13 protein-coding genes are annotated in these 15751 nt (G+C 62.6%); 8 read left to right on the forward strand and 5 right to left on the reverse strand.

Annotated features, from left to right (window positions below; all coding sequences use genetic code 11):
• Nucleotides 1-427: 427 nt before the first annotated feature.
• Together ACT9T4_RS20100 and ACT9T4_RS20105 are read right to left on the reverse strand one after the other, a co-directional pair.
• Nucleotides 428-1027: a tRNA-uridine aminocarboxypropyltransferase gene (locus ACT9T4_RS20100; RefSeq protein ID WP_179538484.1), complete on the reverse strand. Its 600-nt coding sequence runs from the start codon at nt 1025-1027 to the stop codon at nt 428-430.
• A gap of 63 nt (nt 1028-1090) precedes the next feature.
• Nucleotides 1091-2656: a methyl-accepting chemotaxis protein gene (locus ACT9T4_RS20105; protein ID WP_179538485.1), complete on the reverse strand. Its 1566-nt coding sequence runs from the start codon at nt 2654-2656 to the stop codon at nt 1091-1093.
• 373 nt (nt 2657-3029) lie between these two features.
• On the opposite strand from ACT9T4_RS20105, the gene ACT9T4_RS20110 reads away from it, so the two are divergent.
• The 3 genes from ACT9T4_RS20110 to ACT9T4_RS20120 are packed head-to-tail and all read left to right on the forward strand — an operon-like array spanning nt 3030 to nt 7587.
• Nucleotides 3030-4223, forward strand: a complete 1194-nt coding sequence (locus ACT9T4_RS20110) for an efflux RND transporter periplasmic adaptor subunit (RefSeq protein WP_499118643.1) — start codon at nt 3030-3032, stop codon at nt 4221-4223.
• A 1-nt stretch (nt 4224) separates the two neighbouring features.
• Nucleotides 4225-6171, forward strand: coding sequence for a MacB family efflux pump subunit (locus ACT9T4_RS20115; RefSeq protein WP_179538487.1), 1947 nt, complete (start codon nt 4225-4227; stop codon nt 6169-6171).
• A 6-nt stretch (nt 6172-6177) separates the two neighbouring features.
• Nucleotides 6178-7587, forward strand: coding sequence for an efflux transporter outer membrane subunit (locus ACT9T4_RS20120; protein WP_197077048.1), 1410 nt, complete (start codon nt 6178-6180; stop codon nt 7585-7587).
• An 11-nt stretch (nt 7588-7598) separates the two neighbouring features.
• Here ACT9T4_RS20120 and ACT9T4_RS20125 read toward each other — a convergent pair whose 3' ends face one another.
• Together ACT9T4_RS20125 and ACT9T4_RS20130 are read right to left on the reverse strand one after the other, a co-directional pair.
• Entirely contained in the window at nt 7599-7724 is a 126-nt protein-coding gene (locus tag ACT9T4_RS20125) for a PA1414 family protein (protein WP_499118645.1), read from the reverse strand.
• 171 nt (nt 7725-7895) lie between these two features.
• A complete protein-coding gene (locus ACT9T4_RS20130) occupies nt 7896-10022 on the reverse strand; it encodes a TonB-dependent receptor family protein (RefSeq protein WP_499118647.1) in 2127 nt (708 codons plus the stop codon).
• A 300-nt stretch (nt 10023-10322) separates the two neighbouring features.
• On the opposite strand from ACT9T4_RS20130, the gene ACT9T4_RS20135 reads away from it, so the two are divergent.
• Nucleotides 10323-11210: a DMT family transporter gene (locus ACT9T4_RS20135; protein ID WP_499118649.1), complete on the forward strand. Its 888-nt coding sequence runs from the start codon at nt 10323-10325 to the stop codon at nt 11208-11210.
• 555 nt (nt 11211-11765) lie between these two features.
• Here the strand turns inward: ACT9T4_RS20135 and cysK are convergent.
• Nucleotides 11766-12740 (reverse strand): cysteine synthase A, encoded by a 975-nt coding sequence (cysK, locus tag ACT9T4_RS20140; RefSeq protein WP_042555770.1) that lies wholly within the window; start codon nt 12738-12740, stop codon nt 11766-11768.
• Nucleotides 12741-12864: 124 nt separating this feature from the next.
• Here cysK and ACT9T4_RS20145 point away from each other — a divergent pair, with 124 nt between their 5' ends.
• The 4 genes from ACT9T4_RS20145 to ACT9T4_RS20160 all read left to right on the forward strand — a co-directional run bounded on the left by ACT9T4_RS20145 (nt 12865) and on the right by ACT9T4_RS20160 (nt 15742).
• Nucleotides 12865-13947: a DUF748 domain-containing protein gene (locus ACT9T4_RS20145; protein WP_499118695.1), complete on the forward strand. Its 1083-nt coding sequence runs from the start codon at nt 12865-12867 to the stop codon at nt 13945-13947.
• 119 nt (nt 13948-14066) lie between these two features.
• Nucleotides 14067-14912 (forward strand): AAA family ATPase, encoded by an 846-nt coding sequence (locus ACT9T4_RS20150; protein ID WP_042555768.1) that lies wholly within the window; start codon nt 14067-14069, stop codon nt 14910-14912.
• Between the two features lie 7 nt (nt 14913-14919).
• Entirely contained in the window at nt 14920-15354 is a 435-nt protein-coding gene (locus tag ACT9T4_RS20155) for a hypothetical protein (RefSeq protein WP_042555767.1), read from the forward strand.
• Nucleotides 15347-15742: a GFA family protein gene (locus ACT9T4_RS20160; RefSeq protein ID WP_179538491.1), complete on the forward strand. Its 396-nt coding sequence runs from the start codon at nt 15347-15349 to the stop codon at nt 15740-15742. Before ACT9T4_RS20155 ends, ACT9T4_RS20160 begins: the two co-directional genes overlap by 8 nt.
• Nucleotides 15743-15751 lie beyond the last annotated feature (9 nt).

The following is a 15751-nucleotide window of genomic DNA, read 5'->3' on the forward strand; positions in this document are numbered from 1 at the left end:
ACGCCCATAGCCCGAAGCTGCGAACCGCATGCTCTGAACAGTCAGCCACCATCGGCGTTGAATGGCTTTGGTGGGCTGAAGCCCCACCCTACGGTTCATGTCCCTGGGAGGTAGGATGGGCTTCAGCCCACCACCAATGACGCCCATAGCCCGAAGCTGCGAACCGCATGCTCTGAACAGTCAGCCACCATCGGCGTTGAATGGCTTTGGTGGGCTAAAGCCCCACCCTACGGTTCATGCCCCTGGGAAGGGTGGGTTTCAGCCCACCACCAATGACGCCCACAGCCCCGAAGCTGCGAACCGCATGCTCTGAACAGTCAGCCGCCATCGGCGTTGAATGGCTTTGGTGGGCCAAAGCCACACCCTACGGTTCATGCCCCAGGGAAGTAGGGTGGGCTTCAGCCCACCAGTACCTCCTCAAGGCCAATCAACGCAGGTGATTGCGCCTGAACGTCTCCTCGCCCATCGCCGCGATCTGCCCTTCGATCAGGGCGTCGAAGGGTTTCAACAGCGCCTGATAATCAGCTGGCGCCTCCAGCACGTTCAATGCTGCGACGATCGCCTCGAGGGTCGACAGCGATCCTTGCATCGGTGCCTTGCGCAGGCGATAGCGTGAGGGCGGTGCATCCGACAGGGTCACCCGCGGCAGCGCTGCCAACGCAGGATTGAGATGCAGCAGCTTGCGTGCCTTGCGCCAGGTGCCATCGGGCACTACCAGCCGCAATGGTCTGCCATCCGGTTCATCGACCAGGCTGTCCAGCGGCTGCGCATCGTCCCCCGGAAATAGCAAACAGGTGCGATGGTCAGGGTGCGCCAACCACAACGACAGATCCTCGAACACCTCGCCAACCCGCAGCCTTGCATTGCGCAGGCCGAGCACGGCCAGATTGGCGGTGTTCAGGGCGTGATCGACCTCATCGGGATGCTGCAGCACGAGTATTTCGGTACGGCTGGGCAGATCGGGGATCAACGCGCACAGGCAATGGCTTTCGGGACGTTTGCAGCGGGAACAACGGGGGCGTGACATGGGCAGGTCTCCTCGGCCGCGCAGTGTGCCATAGCACACTTGCACAGCCGAGGAGCGGTTGTATCAGCGGTTGAATCGCTCGGCCAGGCTATGCAGGTAGTCGGCCATGGTTTCCAGTTCCCTGCCGATGGCGGCGCCCTGGTGAGCCTGCTCGGCGCCTTGCTCGGAAAGCTGAGCGATGCGGGTGATCTGCCGGCTGATGTCCTCGGCCACCTGACCCTGCTCTTCGGAAGCGGCGGCGATCTGCTGGCTCATGCCGGTGATGCGGCTGACCGATTCACTGATGCCATCCAGCGCGAGACGCACCGCCTCGACGCTCTGCACGCTCTCCCGGGAGATCTCCTCGCCTCGCCCGGCCGTGACCACCGCGCGCTCGGCGCCGGCACGCAGCGAAGCGATGATCTGGTGAATCTGCTGGGTCGACTCGCGCGTACGCGAGGCCAGGGAGCGCACCTCATCGGCAACCACGGCGAACCCACGCCCCTGCTCGCCCGCGCGCGCCGCCTCGATGGCGGCGTTGAGCGCGAGCAGGTTGGTCTGCTCGGCGATCGAGGTGATCACGTCGGCGACACTGCCGATGGACTGGGTGGAGTTGGCCAGGTCGTTCACCGCCTGGCCGATGTCGGCGACCGCCTTGGCCATGTGCTGCATGGACTCCAGGCTGCCCCCGGCCAGTTGCCGACCTTCCTTGGCCAGGCGATCGGCCTCTTCGGCGGCATGACTGGTGCTCTGCACGTTCTGGGTGACTTCCTGAATGGTCGCGGCCATCTGGTTGATCGCCGTGGCCGACTGATCGGTCTCGCTGCGCTGCAGGTCGAGCATCTCGGCGCCCGCTCGAGAAAAACCGGCGGACTGGGCGGCCTGCTTCTTGACGTTGACGCCGGCGTCTTCGAGACGGGTCAGCGCCGTCTGCAGCCTCGCCTCTTCGCTGATCATGGCCATGTCCAGCAATGCCTGAGCGCCGCGGCTCTCGCTGTAGGTCAGCGCCACCAGACTGCTGGTGAAAGCCTTGGGATGATCGGCCAGGGTCCGGCGAATCAACGAGCGCTTGCTGTACAGCTGATAGGAACCCAGGGCGGCCATCACCACCACGATGAGCGCCGCCAGCCAGAACCCGGCAAGCACCGACTGAGCAGCGAGGATCACCAGTGTGGCGAGAATCAGCGGCCAGGAGCGAATCAGGTCATAGGTCAGGTATTCGATCTTCGGCACCGGGGGCTTGCCGGCTCGCAACCTGGCGTACAGCGCCTCGGCGCGGCGCTTCTGGTCTTCACTGGGCAGCGAGCGCACCGATTCGTAACCCGACACCTGGCCGTTCTGGTAGATCGGCGTGACGTAGGCACTGACCCAGTAGTAATCGCCATTCTTCGAACGGTTCTTGACGATCCCCATCCAGGGCTTGCCCTGCTTGATGGTGTCCCACATGTGGCCGAATACCGCTGGCGGCATGTCCGGGTGGCGCACCAGGTTGTGGGGCTGGCCGATCAGTTCCTCACGAGTGAAGCCGCTGATGGCAACGAATGCGTCGTTGCAGTAAGTGATCTTGCTGTTCAGATCGGTGGTGGAGATCAACCGCTCATGCGCAGGAAAAGTCCTTTCGCGCTGAGTCACCGGCAGATTCTGACGCATGCTTGCAATCCTTCAGTTCGTGAAGGGTACATCCCTGCCACTCCACTATGTCTAGCACAGCAAAGCTGCCGCGCCAGCACAGGTAGGCGTTTGGTTTTAAACAACTAAGCACGAGCGAAATGGCACGTTGGAGTCGTCGTACTTGGCTCCCTGCCACGCCTGTTTCCTGCTTACCCGATCGGGCTTTCCATAATGTCGGCAAGCGCGGCGGTGACTTGAGAGCCTTGCCGCATTCACCGGGTCACAAATGACCGCAGCCGGTGGTCCGCCACGAACTTTACCTATTCCTGACAGAACCTTACCTCGCTCTTACCCAACGCCGATGGCCGCCTCCCTATAGTGGCGACATCCACATTCGTTGCGTGCCATCACCATGCCAAGACCCAAGCTGCTGCTCCTGATTCCCGCCATAGCCGCCCTGACCCTGGGCGGCTATGCACTCCACGGCTGGCTGCAGCCTGCACCGGGCAACGGCCTGCTGACCGCCGAGGTGCGCCGGGCAGACATCGAGCAGACGGTCATCGCCACCGGCACGCTGGAAGCCTTCAAACAGGTCAGTGTCGGCGCCCAGGTGTCCGGCCAGGTCACCAGCCTGCACGTCGACTTCGGTGATCTGGTCAAGCAGGGCGACCCCATCGCCGAGATCGATTCCCTGACTCAGCAGAACGACCTGGCCAATGCCAAGGCCGCACTGGCCAATGTGAAGGCGCAGCGCGCGGTGCAGGCCGCGACCTTGAAGAAGGCGCAACTCGCCTTCAACCGCCAGAAGTCGATGCTCGCCCAGAACGCCAGCTCGCGGGAGAGCTACGAGACCGCAGAGGCCGACCTGAATACCGCCAAGGCCCAGGTCGCCGCGCTGGATGCGCAGATTCAGCAGGCGCAGATTCAGGTGTCCACCGCCGAAGTCGACCTCGGCTATACCAAGATCGTCGCGCCCATCGATGGCACCGTGGTTGGCGTGGTGGTCAAGGAAGGCCAGACGGTCAACTCGGCGCAGTCGGCGCCGACCATCGTCAAGGTCGCCCAGCTCGACAAGATGACCGTGCGCGCAGAAATTTCCGAGGCCGATGTGGTCAATCTGCAGCCTGGCCTGCCGGTGTACTTCACCATTCTCGGCGAGCCCGGCAAGCGCTATGAAGCGACGCTGCGCATGATCGAGCCGGCACCGGACTCGATCAACACCAGCGACAGCACCTCGAGCAGTTCATCGTCGACCACCTCCACCGATACGGCGGTGTATTACATCGCCGTGTTCGACGTGCCCAACCCGGACGGCAAGCTGCGCATTTCCATGACCACCGAAGTGAACATCGTCCTCGACAGCGTCAAGGGCGCGGCAAGCGTTCCGGTGTCGGCGCTGGGCAGCGCCAACCGTGACGGTAGCTACACCGTGCAGGTGATGGGCAAGGATGGAAAGGTCGAGGCACGACAGATCCGCACCGGCCTGGAAGACTCGATCAATGCCCAGGTGCTGGAAGGTCTGGAGACCGGCGACAAGGTGGTGCTCGGCGATGCCGCGGCCGGCTCCAGCACCACCCTGCGCATGCGCGGGCCGATGAGGCTTTGATATGGCACTCCTAGAACTGAGCGGCCTGCGCCGCGAATTCCCTGCCGGGGAACAGACCATCGCCGTGCTCAAGGATGTCGACCTGAGCATCGAACAAGGCGAGATGGTGGCGATCATCGGCACCTCCGGTTCCGGCAAGTCGACGCTGATGAACATCCTCGGCTGCCTGGACAGAGCCAGCGCCGGCACCTACCGCATCGCCGGCCGGGAAACCGGCAAGCTGTCACCGGACGAACTGGCCGAACTTCGCCGCGAATACTTCGGTTTCATCTTCCAGCGCTACCATCTGCTTGGCGATCTGGACGCCGTGGGTAACGTCGAAGTACCGGCCATCTACGCCGGCAAGGACGCCGCCAGCCGCCGCGAGCGCGCCGAAGCGCTGTTGCAGCGGCTCGGCCTCGGTGAGCGCCTGAGCCACAGGCCGAACCAGCTTTCCGGCGGCCAGCAGCAACGCGTCTCCATTGCCCGGGCGCTGATGAATGGCGGCCAGGTGATTCTCGCCGACGAACCCACTGGCGCACTGGACAGCCACAGCGGCGAGGAAATGCTCAAGCTGCTGCGCGAGCTGCATGCCGCCGGGCACACGGTGATCATCGTCACCCACGACATGAAGGTCGCAGAAATCGCCGACCGCATCATCGAGATCAGCGACGGCTGCATCATCGCCGACCGCCGCCTGCGCACCGTCGAGGACGATGTGCGCGCCATGCCTGAACCCGCGCCGGCACGGGCCGCCAATGCCGTGAAGGCCGGCTTCGGCCAGTTTCGCGAAGCCCTGCGCATGGCCCTGCTGGCGATGCTGTCGCACAAGCTGCGAACCTTTCTGACCATGCTCGGCATCATCATCGGCATCGCCTCGGTGGTCTCGGTGGTGGCGCTCGGTCAGGGTTCGCAGCAGAAGATCATGGAAAACATCAGTGCGATCGGCACCAACACCATCGACATCTATCCCGGCAGCGGTTTTGGTGATCGCCGCTCCGGGCGCATCCAGACACTCGTGCCGGCCGATGCCGACGCCCTGGCCGGCCAGGCTTTCGTCGACAGCGTCACGCCGTCGGTTTCCAGCTCCGGCACCCTGCGCTATCGCGAGCAGGCGCTGAGCGTATCCACCAGCGGCGTGGGCGAGCAGTTCTTCCGCGCCAAGGGCTACACCTTCGCCCAGGGCCGCGCGTTCGATGCCAAGGCGGTACGCGAATCGGCGCAGAGCGCGGTCATCGATGACAACACCTACAAGAAGCTATTCGCCGGCAAGCAGGCACTCGGTCAGGTGATTCTGCTGGGCAACGTTCCTGTACGCGTGGTCGGCGTGCTCGACCCCATTCAGAGCAACTTCGGCGGCAGCGATTCGCTGCGCGTCTATCTGCCCTACACCGCAGTGATGAACCGCATGCTCGGCCAGTCGTACCTGGAAAGCATCACCGTGCGGGTCGACGACAGTGTCTCGAGCGATGCCGCCGAGCAAGGCATCATCCGCCTGCTCACCCGCCGTCACGGGGTCCAGGACTTCTTCGTGATGAACACCGACACCATCCGCCAGACCATCGAGAAGACCAGCCAGACCATGACCCTGCTGATCTCGGCCATCGCCCTGATCTCCCTGCTGGTCGGCGGCATCGGGGTGATGAACATCATGCTGGTGTCGGTTACCGAGCGTACCCGTGAAATCGGCGTGCGCATGGCGGTGGGTGCCCGGCAGAACGACATCCTTCGCCAGTTCCTGATCGAGGCGGTGCTGGTGTGCCTGATCGGTGGCGCACTGGGGGTGATATCGGCGCTGGCCTTCGGTGCGCTGTTCAGCCGTTTCACCAGTGAATTCAGCCTGGTGTTTTCCAGCGGCTCGATCATCGCTGCGTTTCTCTGTTCCACGGTCATCGGCCTGGTGTTCGGTTTTCTGCCAGCCCGCAATGCCGCCCGCCTCGACCCCGTCGACGCTTTGTCTCGTGAGTAGCCGATCATGCACAGTCACTACCTGAAACCTCTGTCACTGCTCGTCGCCCTTGCTCTGGGCGGCTGCAGCTCGCTGCTCTCCACACCTTACGAGCGCCCGGCGCTGAACGTACCCGCCAGCTGGCAGCAGCCTGGCCAACAGCAGGCCAGCAGCGGCCAGGCCTGGTGGACAGCCTTCAATGATGCGGAGTTGGATCGACTGATCGATGCGGCGCTGGCCCGCAACAACGATATCGGCACCGCATTGCTGAACGTACGCCGCGCACGATTGCAGGCTGGGCTGACCCGCGATGGGCAGTTTCCCCAGCTCAGCAGCGGGCTGAGTGCCGACCGTACGCGTGCCTTGCGCGGGGAAGGCAGCACCGCTCACAGCTATTCGCTGACCGGCTCGGTGAGCTGGGAGGCCGACCTGTGGAACCGTCTGGGCAGCGCCACCGATGCAGCCGAGCTGGAGGCGCTGGCAACCGAGCAGGATTACGCCGCTACTCGCCTGTCACTGGCGGGTACGGTGGCGAGCCTTTACTGGCAGATCGGCTATCTCAACGAACGCCTGACGGCCAGCGCCGCGAGCATCGAGTACGCACGGCAAACCCTGCAGTTGGTTCAGGTGCAATACGATGCCGGCCAGGCTTCGGCGCTGGAGCTCGCCGAGGCGCGGCAGAGCCTGGAAACCCAGTTGGCCAATGACGTGGACCTGCGCCAGCAACGCGTCGAGCAGCGCAACGCCCTGGCCGTGCTGTTCGATGGGGCCAGCCCGGTGAGCCTGATTGAACTGCAGAGCCTGCAAGGCAGCGTATTACCGGCCGTGGCCGCCGATCTACCGGCCAGCCTGCTGGCTCGTCGCCCGGATCTGCGCGCTGCTGAACTGCGCCTGCGCAGTAGCCTGAAATCCGTGGATGCCACCCGCGCCAGCTATTACCCGGATCTGAGCCTGACCGGCACCTTAGGCTACTCCAGTTCGGCACTGGGCAATCTGCTGCAGAATCCGGTCGGCGCCGTGGGTGCCAGCCTGGCCATGCCTTTCCTGCAGTGGAACCAGATGAAGCTCAACGTCGCGGTATCGAAAACCGACTATGAGCTGGCGGTGACGGACTTCCGCCAGAGCCTGTATCAGGCATTGGCGGACGTGGAAAACGGGCTGGCGGGGCGACGCCACTACGCCGAGCAGGAAGCGATGCGCAGTCGCGCACTGGACGCAGCCCGCGAGGCCGAACGTATCTATCGAATTCGTTACGAATCAGGGGCTGTGGATCTGCAATCCTGGCTGAGCGCACAGGACACCCGCCGCACGGCACAAATCACCTTGGCGGAGAATCGTCTGAACCAGCTGATAAATGCGGTCACGCTGTATCAATCCCTGGGCGGGGATACAGGCGTGAACATCGAAGCGCCGCTGGCGGCGCTTCCAGATCAATGACGCAGCAATGCTCAGCGGCGGCGCTGGCGTTCAGCAGCCAGGCGACGCTGCTCTTCACTGCGGACTGGGATCGGCTGCATGCGCGGAGCAAACAGGGCATTGAGCTGTGCGGCAAGTTTTTCGAACCAGGCTTTCATATGAGATATCCTCGACTGCACGCGGCTATGGTGGCCGCTTGACTTGAGAGTAGCCGAAACCATCGCACTAGGGGAGATGTAACAAGCCTCCAACCGTTGCAAGGCGCTACCGACCGTCGCTTTGCGCCTGCTGACAATCGGGGGCCGATGCAACAGCCCCCTCCGGTTTCATCAGAACTGATACTCCACACCCGCTCCGGCATACCAGGAACGGCCCGGCGCCGCCTCGTAATAGCGGTTGTTGCCGTCGCCGACGATCACCGAACCGACATATTGCCTATCCAGCAGGTTATCCAGGCGCAGGGTCTGGTGAGTCTTCCAGGCCCCCAGATTCTGCTCGAAGCGGGTACGCCAGTTGAAAACCGCGTAACTCGGTGCAGCCTTCTGGCTGTTGGTGTCCTCGACGTACACCTTGCTGCGATACAGGCCTTCCACGGCAGTGCTGATGCCATCGACGGGCTTCCAGGCCACTTCGCCGAACAGCGTAGTGCGTGGCACGCCAGGGAGATTGTTGCCCTTGTCGATGGTGTTATTGCCTGCGACGAAGCGCGAATCATAGGTCGCGGCCAAGTAGGTATAGGCCAACGCTGCCGACCACTGCTCATTGAACTGGCTCTCGATGCCCAGCTCGAAACCGCGGCGCAGGGTCTTGCCGGCGTTCTGGTAGCTGGTGCGGCCGCCGCTGTTTTCCAGCACGACGATTTCATCATCGGTGGTGATCTGGAAGATCGCGGCATTGACGCGGGTGCCTTCGGCAACGCGGGCTTTCAGGCCAATTTCGTACTGGGTGCTTTCCGACGGCTCCAGGCCATAGTTGAAGCCAGCATTGCCCTGCGAGTAGGCCAGCTCGGCCTGACTCGGCGTTTCGAAACCCTTGCCGACACTGACATAGCCATTCAGGTCGGGCGTGAAGGCGTAACCCAGACTGACCGAGGGCGTGGCCTTTTCGTAGCGCCGGGTGCCACTGTCGTCACCATTGGCACCGACGATGTACTTGTCATCGACGTCCACCTCCACGGTGCTGTAGCGCAGCCCCCCCTGCAGCGTCCAGTCACCCAGTGTCCAGGTTGCCTGGGCGTAGGGATCCAGGCTGGTGACGGTGTCGACTTCGTCGCGGCGCAGCGCACCTTTGACGCCTACCTGAGAGCCAGAGAAATTCTCGTATCCACGGCGATCGTCACGGCTCTGATCATAATCGAGGCCGAACACCAGCCGCAGATCACCCGCGACCCCATCCACCGGTTGCAGCCAGCGAACACTGCCACCATGAAATTCTCGGTCGAAATCCACTACCCCGCCACTGTGATTCGGATTGCCCTGCGGCCCCTGAGGAATGGCCAGGTACTGAATCACGCTGCGTTTGCCTGCATAGGCCGTGGCCTGCAGCGTCGCATCACCAAAATAGCGCTCATAGTTGGCGCCCAGTTGCTGGTGATCGATGCTTTTGCGGGTATTGAAGTTTCGCGCATTGACCGCCACCGAGCGCGGATCGGCCTTATATGCCTCCCAAGCCTGGCCAAGGGGATCCTTGGTACCGTTCTGCTCCAGGCTGCTGTAGATCAGCGCCAGCTTGCTGTCTTCATCCGGTTTGAAGTTGAGCTTGGCGAAGGTCTGGTCACGGCGTGCCGAGCTGTGGTCGCGGTAACCGTCGGTGTCCATCCGCGAGGCGTCGAGCACGAAGCCCACGCCATCCGCCTCGCCTTCGGCGGTGAGGTGGTTGCGGGTCAGGCCGTCGCTGCCGATCAGGGTCTCGGCACCGATACGCGGCCGGCCGACGCCATCGCGGGAAAACATCTGGATCACCCCGCCAGCATTGCTGCCATACAGCGTCGAGGCCGGGCCACGCAGCACTTCGATGCGGTCGGCGGTATCCAGGTTGAAGGTCGCCGCCTGGCCCTGGCCGTCCGGCGTGCTGGCCGGAATGCCATCGGTGATCAGCTTCAGCCCGCGCACGCCGAACGCCGAGCGTGCGCCAAAACCACGGGACGATATCTGCAGGTCCTGGGCATAGTTCTGGCGGTTCTGCACCACCAAGCCGGGCACCCGGGTGAGCACCTCGGAGGCATTGATACCCAGCTGACCAGCGCTGATCTGCTCGCGGTCGATGCCGTCAACCGAGAATGGCAGGTCGAAACTCTGCATCGCGCTACGCGAGCCGGTCACCACGCTGGGATCGAGCACCAGCCTGCTGACAGGCTCCGCCGCCTGTGCCGCACCTGCAGCCGCGCAGCTGCATAACAGGATGGCCTTGGCCAGACGGGACAGTTCGGGCAGTTGCGCAGGCGGGTTACAGCTCATGGGCGTGTTCCTTGATTCTTCGACAGCGCGTAGTTGGCGCGACCATCCATATTTGAGTGGCGATGGAGAGCGGCGCCATTATGGTGCTTTGCAGCCTGACGTGCGACCCGCGCGCCAGAGCGCTTGTTCAAACAATAGTGACCGTGAACGCGAAGCCGTTGTGCACCGGGCGATGCATAAAGGTTGCAGCGTGTTTCTCGCCAAAGGTGCACCTGCCGACATTGAAAGCCCATTGCGCGCTTGCCTTGCGGGCGACGTCCGGCAAAACTGCCGGCCTTCCGCCCGAAACTGGAGCCCACCTTGCGCCCTGCCGACATGCTGCGCCTTCTGCTACTCGCGTCGATCTGGGGAGCCAGCTTCCTGTTCCTGCGCGTGGTGGCCCCCGTGATCGGCAGCATGCCGACCGCCTTCTTTCGCGCCGCGATCGCCATGCTGGGCCTGCTGGCGATCCTGCTGCTGATGCGGGTGAAGTGGGACTTCCATGGCAAGCTGGGCCTGTGCCTGGTGCTGGGGGTGATCAATGCCGGCATTCCCTCGGCCATGTACAGCCTGGCGGCACTGGTGCTGCCCGCCGGCTATTCGGCGATCATCAACGCCACCACGCCGATGATGGGGGTGCTGATCGGCGCCCTGTTCTTCGCCGAAGCGATGACGCTGACCCGCGCCGCAGGTGTTGCCCTTGGCCTGTTCGGCGTCGCCGTACTGACCCGTAGCGGCCCGGTGGAACTGGATATCGATCTGGTACTTGGCGCCCTCGCCTGCCTGCTGGCGACGCTCTGTTACGGCCTGGCTGGCTTCCTCACCCGGCGCTGGATAGCCGGTGGCCTGGACAATCGCCTCACCGCGTTTGGCAGCCTGTGCGGCGCCAGCCTGTTCCTGCTGCCGCTGTTCGGTGGCTCACTGGCGATACAGCCACCGGCCACCTGGGGCGGCTGGCTGGAGTGGTCATCCCTGCTGGCCCTGGGGCTGGGCTGCACGGCCTTCGCGTACGTGCTGTACTTTCGCCTGCTCAACGACATCGGGCCGATCAGGGCGTCGACCACCACCTTTCTGATTCCCATCTTCGGTGTGCTCTGGGGCGCGCTGCTGCTCGACGAGCCCTTGTCCTGGGCGCACCTGTACGGCGGCATATTGATCGCCATCGCCTTGTGGCTGGTGGTTCGCCCGGCGACGAAAGCACCGGCATAGACAGCCGTCCAATCCCATAGGGTGGGTCGCGGCGTGCAAGTGAAGCGTCGGCCACCCGTACGGCTCGAAAGCAATGCCGGACGATCGATTAGGTGGGCTGAAGCCCCACCCTACAGGGGACGTTTGCATGGCCGTGTGTGGATCACCATTGCCTCGTGGTGACTCGCCTTGCGGCGATTTTGAAGAGAGTCGGTGGTCGATTTTGGTGGGCTGAAGCCCACCCTACAGGGGATGTTTGCATGGCCGTGTGTGGATCACCATTGCCTCGTGGTGATTCGCCTTGCGGCGATTTTGAAGAGAGTCGGTGGTCGATTTTGGTGGGCTGAAGCCCACCCTACAGGGGACGTTTGCATGGCCGTGTGTGGATCACCATTGCCTCGTGGTGATTCGCCTTGCGGCGACTTTGAAGAGAGTCGGTGGTCGATTTTGGTGGGCTTGAAGCCCCACCCTACAGGGCGCTGACGTAGGGTGGGCTTCAGCCCACCAATTCGCCTCGTTTGATGGCTCCCACGCTCAAGCGTGGGGAGCGATCCGCTTGGCTACGCGGCCAATACGTTACTGCTGCAATTCCTGCTCGGTGAACAGGTCACTGAACAGCATGCTCGACAGGTAGCGCTCACCGGAGTCCGGCAGGATCACCACGATGGTCTTGCCCTGCATTTCCGGCTTCTCGGCCAGGCGCACCGCCACTGCCATTGCAGCGCCGCAGGAAATACCGCAGAGAATGCCTTCCTCGCGCATCAGGCGCAGGGCCATGGCCTTGGAATCCTCGTCGGTCACCTGCTCGACCCGGTCGACCAGCGACAAGTCGAGATTCTTCGGTACGAAGCCGGCGCCAATGCCCTGAATCTTGTGCGGGCTGGGCTTGACCTCTTCGCCGGCCAGGGTCTGGGTGATCACTGGCGAGGAGACCGGCTCGACCGCGATGGACTGTATCGCCTTGCCCTGGGTCTGCTTTATATAGCGCGAAACCCCGGTGATGGTGCCGCCGGTACCCACACCGGACACCAGCACATCCACGGCACCTTCGGTGTCATTCCAGATTTCCGGGCCGGTGGTTTTCTCGTGGATCGCCGGGTTGGCCGGGTTTTCGAACTGCTGTGGCATGTAGTACTTGGCGGTATCGGAGGCGGCGATTTCGGCGGCCTTCTCGATTGCACCCTTCATGCCCTTGGCCGGCTCGGTGAGTACCAGTTCGGCACCCAGCGCCTTGAGCACCTTGCGACGCTCCAGGCTCATGGACGCCGGCATGGTCAGCACCAGCTTGTAACCACGGGCAGCGGCGACGAAGGCCAGACCGATGCCGGTGTTGCCCGAAGTGGGCTCTACCAGTGTCATGCCCGGTTTGAGCACACCACGGGACTCGGCATCCCAGACCATGTTGGCGCCGATCCGGCACTTCACCGAATAGGCAGGGTTGCGCCCCTCGATCTTGGCCAGGATGGTCACGCCCTTGGGCCCGAGGCGGTTGATCATCACCAGCGGTGTGTTGCCGATAGCCTGTGCGTTGTCTGCATATATGCGGCTCATGGTGTACCGGTTCCTTGTCATGACTGAGCCCATCAGCCTATGCCCGATGCGTCAGGGCGTCCAGCGTCGGGAAGGTCGAACTCTGCGGGCGCCCTTGCAGTCCACCCAGACTACGCCTACACGGATGCATCCGATGAAACGCCGCTACAGCCTGCCGCTCTGGATCTGCCTGGGCCTGCTCGCACTGCTGCTGGTCGTCCACGTCGCCCTGCCCTATGTGCTGCGCGACTACCTGAACGAGAAGCTCGCCGACATGGGCGACTACCGCGGCCATGTCGAGGATGTCGACCTGGCACTGTGGCGCGGCGGTTACCGCATCAACGGCCTGCGTATCGTCAAGGCGGAGCGCGACGTTCCAGTCCCCTTCGTGGCGGTGCCGCAGATCGAGATATCGGTGAGCTGGAACGAACTGTGGAGCGCCCGTGCAGTGGTCGCCCGGGTGGTGTTCGAGAAACCCGAGGTGAATTTCGTCGACAGCGAAAACCGCGACGACGCCCAGACCGGTGAAGGCGTCGACTGGCGCGAGCAACTGAACAAGCTGCTGCCCATCACCCTCAACGAAGTGCGCGTGAACGATGGCACCCTCGGTTTCTACAATTTCAATGCCTCGCCACCGGTGAAGATCCAGGCCAACGCCATCCAGGCCAGCCTCTATAACCTGACCAACGTGGCCGACGAACAGGGTGACCGGGTCGCCCGCTTCGAAGGCAAGGCACGGTTGCTAGACCATGCCCCCCTGGAAGCCAGCGCGGTATTCGACCCCTTCCACAACTTCCAGGATTTCGAATTCCGCGTACGCGCCACCGGCATCGAACTGCCACGCCTCAACGACCTGGCCAATGCCTATGGCAAGTTCGATTTCAAGAGTGGCAACGGTGACCTGGTGGTCGAAGCCTTCGCCGAAGACTCCCAACTGAGCGGCTACATCAAGCCACTGCTGCGCAACGTCGAAGTGTTCGACTGGCAGCAGGACGTGGAAAACGAAAACAAGGGCTTTTTCCGCTCCATCTGGGAAGCCGTGGTCGGTGGCGGCGAGAAGGTCCTGAAAAATCAGCGCCAAGACCAGATCGCCACCCGCGTGGAGCTGCGTGGCAGCACACGTCAGCAGGATATCAGCGCCTTCCAGGCGTTCATCGGTATCCTGCGCAATGGTTTCGTCCAGGCGTTCAACAGCCGCTTCGAGCGAGGCGCGGCAACGGAACAATGAAACGTCTATTCAGTGACTGAATAGCCGCCCCGCGTTCACAGTCGTGACCCCATCACGCTATAGTCTCCGCTTTGACACATGCCCTGCCCCTGCTGGCGTCGACGCACGAGGATCATCCCATGAAGTTCGAAGGCACACCGTCCTATGTCGCCACCGACGACCTAAAATTGGCAGTAAATGCGGCCATCACCCTGCAGCGGCCGCTGCTGGTCAAGGGCGAGCCCGGTACCGGCAAGACCCTGCTGGCCGAGCAGTTGGCCGAGTCCTTCGGCACGCGCCTGATCACCTGGCACATCAAGTCCACCACCAAGGCTCACCAGGGTCTGTACGAATACGATGCGGTGAGCCGCCTGCGTGATTCGCAGCTCAGCTCCGAGAAGGTTCACGACGTTCGCAACTACATCAAGAAAGGCAAGCTGTGGGAGGCCTTCGAGGCCGAAGAGCGCGTGGTGCTGCTGATCGACGAAATCGACAAGGCCGACATCGAATTCCCCAACGACCTGTTGCAGGAACTCGACAAGATGGAGTTCTACGTTTACGAGACCGACGAGACGATCAAGGCCAAGCAGCGCCCGATCATCATCATCACCTCGAACAACGAGAAGGAATTGCCGGACGCCTTCCTGCGCCGCTGCTTCTTCCACTACATCGCCTTCCCGGATCGCCAGACCCTGCAGAAGATCGTCGACGTGCACTACCCCGGCATCAGCAACAGCCTGGTGGCCGAAGCCCTCGACGTGTTCTTCGACGTGCGCAAGGTGCCGGGGTTGAAGAAGAAGCCCTCGACCAGCGAACTGGTCGACTGGCTCAAGCTACTGATGGCCGACAACATCGGCGAGGCGGTGCTGCGCGAGCGCGATCCGACCAAGGCCATCCCGCCCCTGGCTGGTGCCCTGGTGAAGAACGAGCAGGACGTGCACTTGCTGGAGCGCCTGGCCTTCATGGCGCGCCGCGGTAATCGCTGATATCAAAATGGATATCGAACGAGTACGTCGTAAGCGTCAGAAGAACGTCCAGGAACAGACGCTACTGAGACAGGAATCACTGCTGCGAGCGGCCACCTTTTATCGCGACAATCCAGACAGAGTTCCGCTTGCCCTGCGGCAATACGCTTTAGGCCAAGCGATAGACTGGGATAGATCGATCATCATGGAGCTAGACGCCAATATCTATGGCGGTTATTGGGTTAACGGAATGTTGTTGACCCAAGAACATCGCTTCATCGAGTTTGACTTGTCGACCAACGAAGATCACAGCGCTCTGGATGACTCAGCAAAAGTCATTTGGCTCGACGTCAGCGCACAAACCAGCACGTCTCGACATCTGCGAGGAACCGGCATAAGCAAAGGAGCACTGGCATTGGAAATCCAAGCTGTGTTGAATAACGAGGATGAACCAGATGCATAGCGGCAGCTGTCTCTGCGGTACGGTGAAGTACCAGATCGACGCGCCCATCGAGTCCGCCAATCATTGCCATTGCAGCCAGTGCCGCAAAGGCCATGGCGCGGCGTTCGCCACGTACGGCAACGTGCGGCGCGAGCACTTTCGCTTTACCCAGGGCGAGGAATCGGTCAGCACCTTCAACTCGTCACCAGGCGTAGGCCGTACTTTCTGCCAGCGCTGCGGCTCGAATCTGCAGTGGTTCGCCGAGCAGCCCCGTCCAGACTGGTTGTCGGTAACCCTGGGGACGCTGGATACGCCGCTACCCAGCGTTGCCCAGCAACACATTCATGCCGAATCCTGCGCCGACTGGTACCGGATCGCCGACGGCCTGCCCGTAGAACGTCGCGACTGAGGAAGCCAC

The sequence above is a fragment of the Pseudomonas sp. SZ40 genome, assembly GCF_052958135.1.

What these genes read in the sequence shown, in the direction of transcription:
- ACT9T4_RS20100 (WP_179538484.1), bottom strand. Translation starts at nt 1,027, where the DNA reads ATGTCACGCCCCCGTTGTTCCCGCTGCAAACGTCCCGAAAGCCATTGC.
- ACT9T4_RS20105 (WP_179538485.1), bottom strand. Translation starts at nt 2,656, where the DNA reads ATGCGTCAGAATCTGCCGGTGACTCAGCGCGAAAGGACTTTTCCTGCG.
- ACT9T4_RS20110 (WP_499118643.1), top strand. Translation starts at nt 3,030, where the DNA reads ATGCCAAGACCCAAGCTGCTGCTCCTGATTCCCGCCATAGCCGCCCTG.
- ACT9T4_RS20115 (WP_179538487.1), top strand. Translation starts at nt 4,225, where the DNA reads ATGGCACTCCTAGAACTGAGCGGCCTGCGCCGCGAATTCCCTGCCGGG.
- ACT9T4_RS20120 (WP_197077048.1), top strand. Translation starts at nt 6,178, where the DNA reads ATGCACAGTCACTACCTGAAACCTCTGTCACTGCTCGTCGCCCTTGCT.
- ACT9T4_RS20125 (WP_499118645.1), bottom strand. Translation starts at nt 7,724, where the DNA reads ATGAAAGCCTGGTTCGAAAAACTTGCCGCACAGCTCAATGCCCTGTTT.
- ACT9T4_RS20130 (WP_499118647.1), bottom strand. Translation starts at nt 10,022, where the DNA reads ATGAGCTGTAACCCGCCTGCGCAACTGCCCGAACTGTCCCGTCTGGCC.
- cysK (WP_042555770.1), bottom strand. Translation starts at nt 12,740, where the DNA reads ATGAGCCGCATATATGCAGACAACGCACAGGCTATCGGCAACACACCG.
- ACT9T4_RS20145 (WP_499118695.1), top strand. Translation starts at nt 12,865, where the DNA reads ATGCATCCGATGAAACGCCGCTACAGCCTGCCGCTCTGGATCTGCCTG.
- ACT9T4_RS20150 (WP_042555768.1), top strand. Translation starts at nt 14,067, where the DNA reads ATGAAGTTCGAAGGCACACCGTCCTATGTCGCCACCGACGACCTAAAA.
- ACT9T4_RS20155 (WP_042555767.1), top strand. Translation starts at nt 14,920, where the DNA reads ATGGATATCGAACGAGTACGTCGTAAGCGTCAGAAGAACGTCCAGGAA.
- ACT9T4_RS20160 (WP_179538491.1), top strand. Translation starts at nt 15,347, where the DNA reads ATGCATAGCGGCAGCTGTCTCTGCGGTACGGTGAAGTACCAGATCGAC.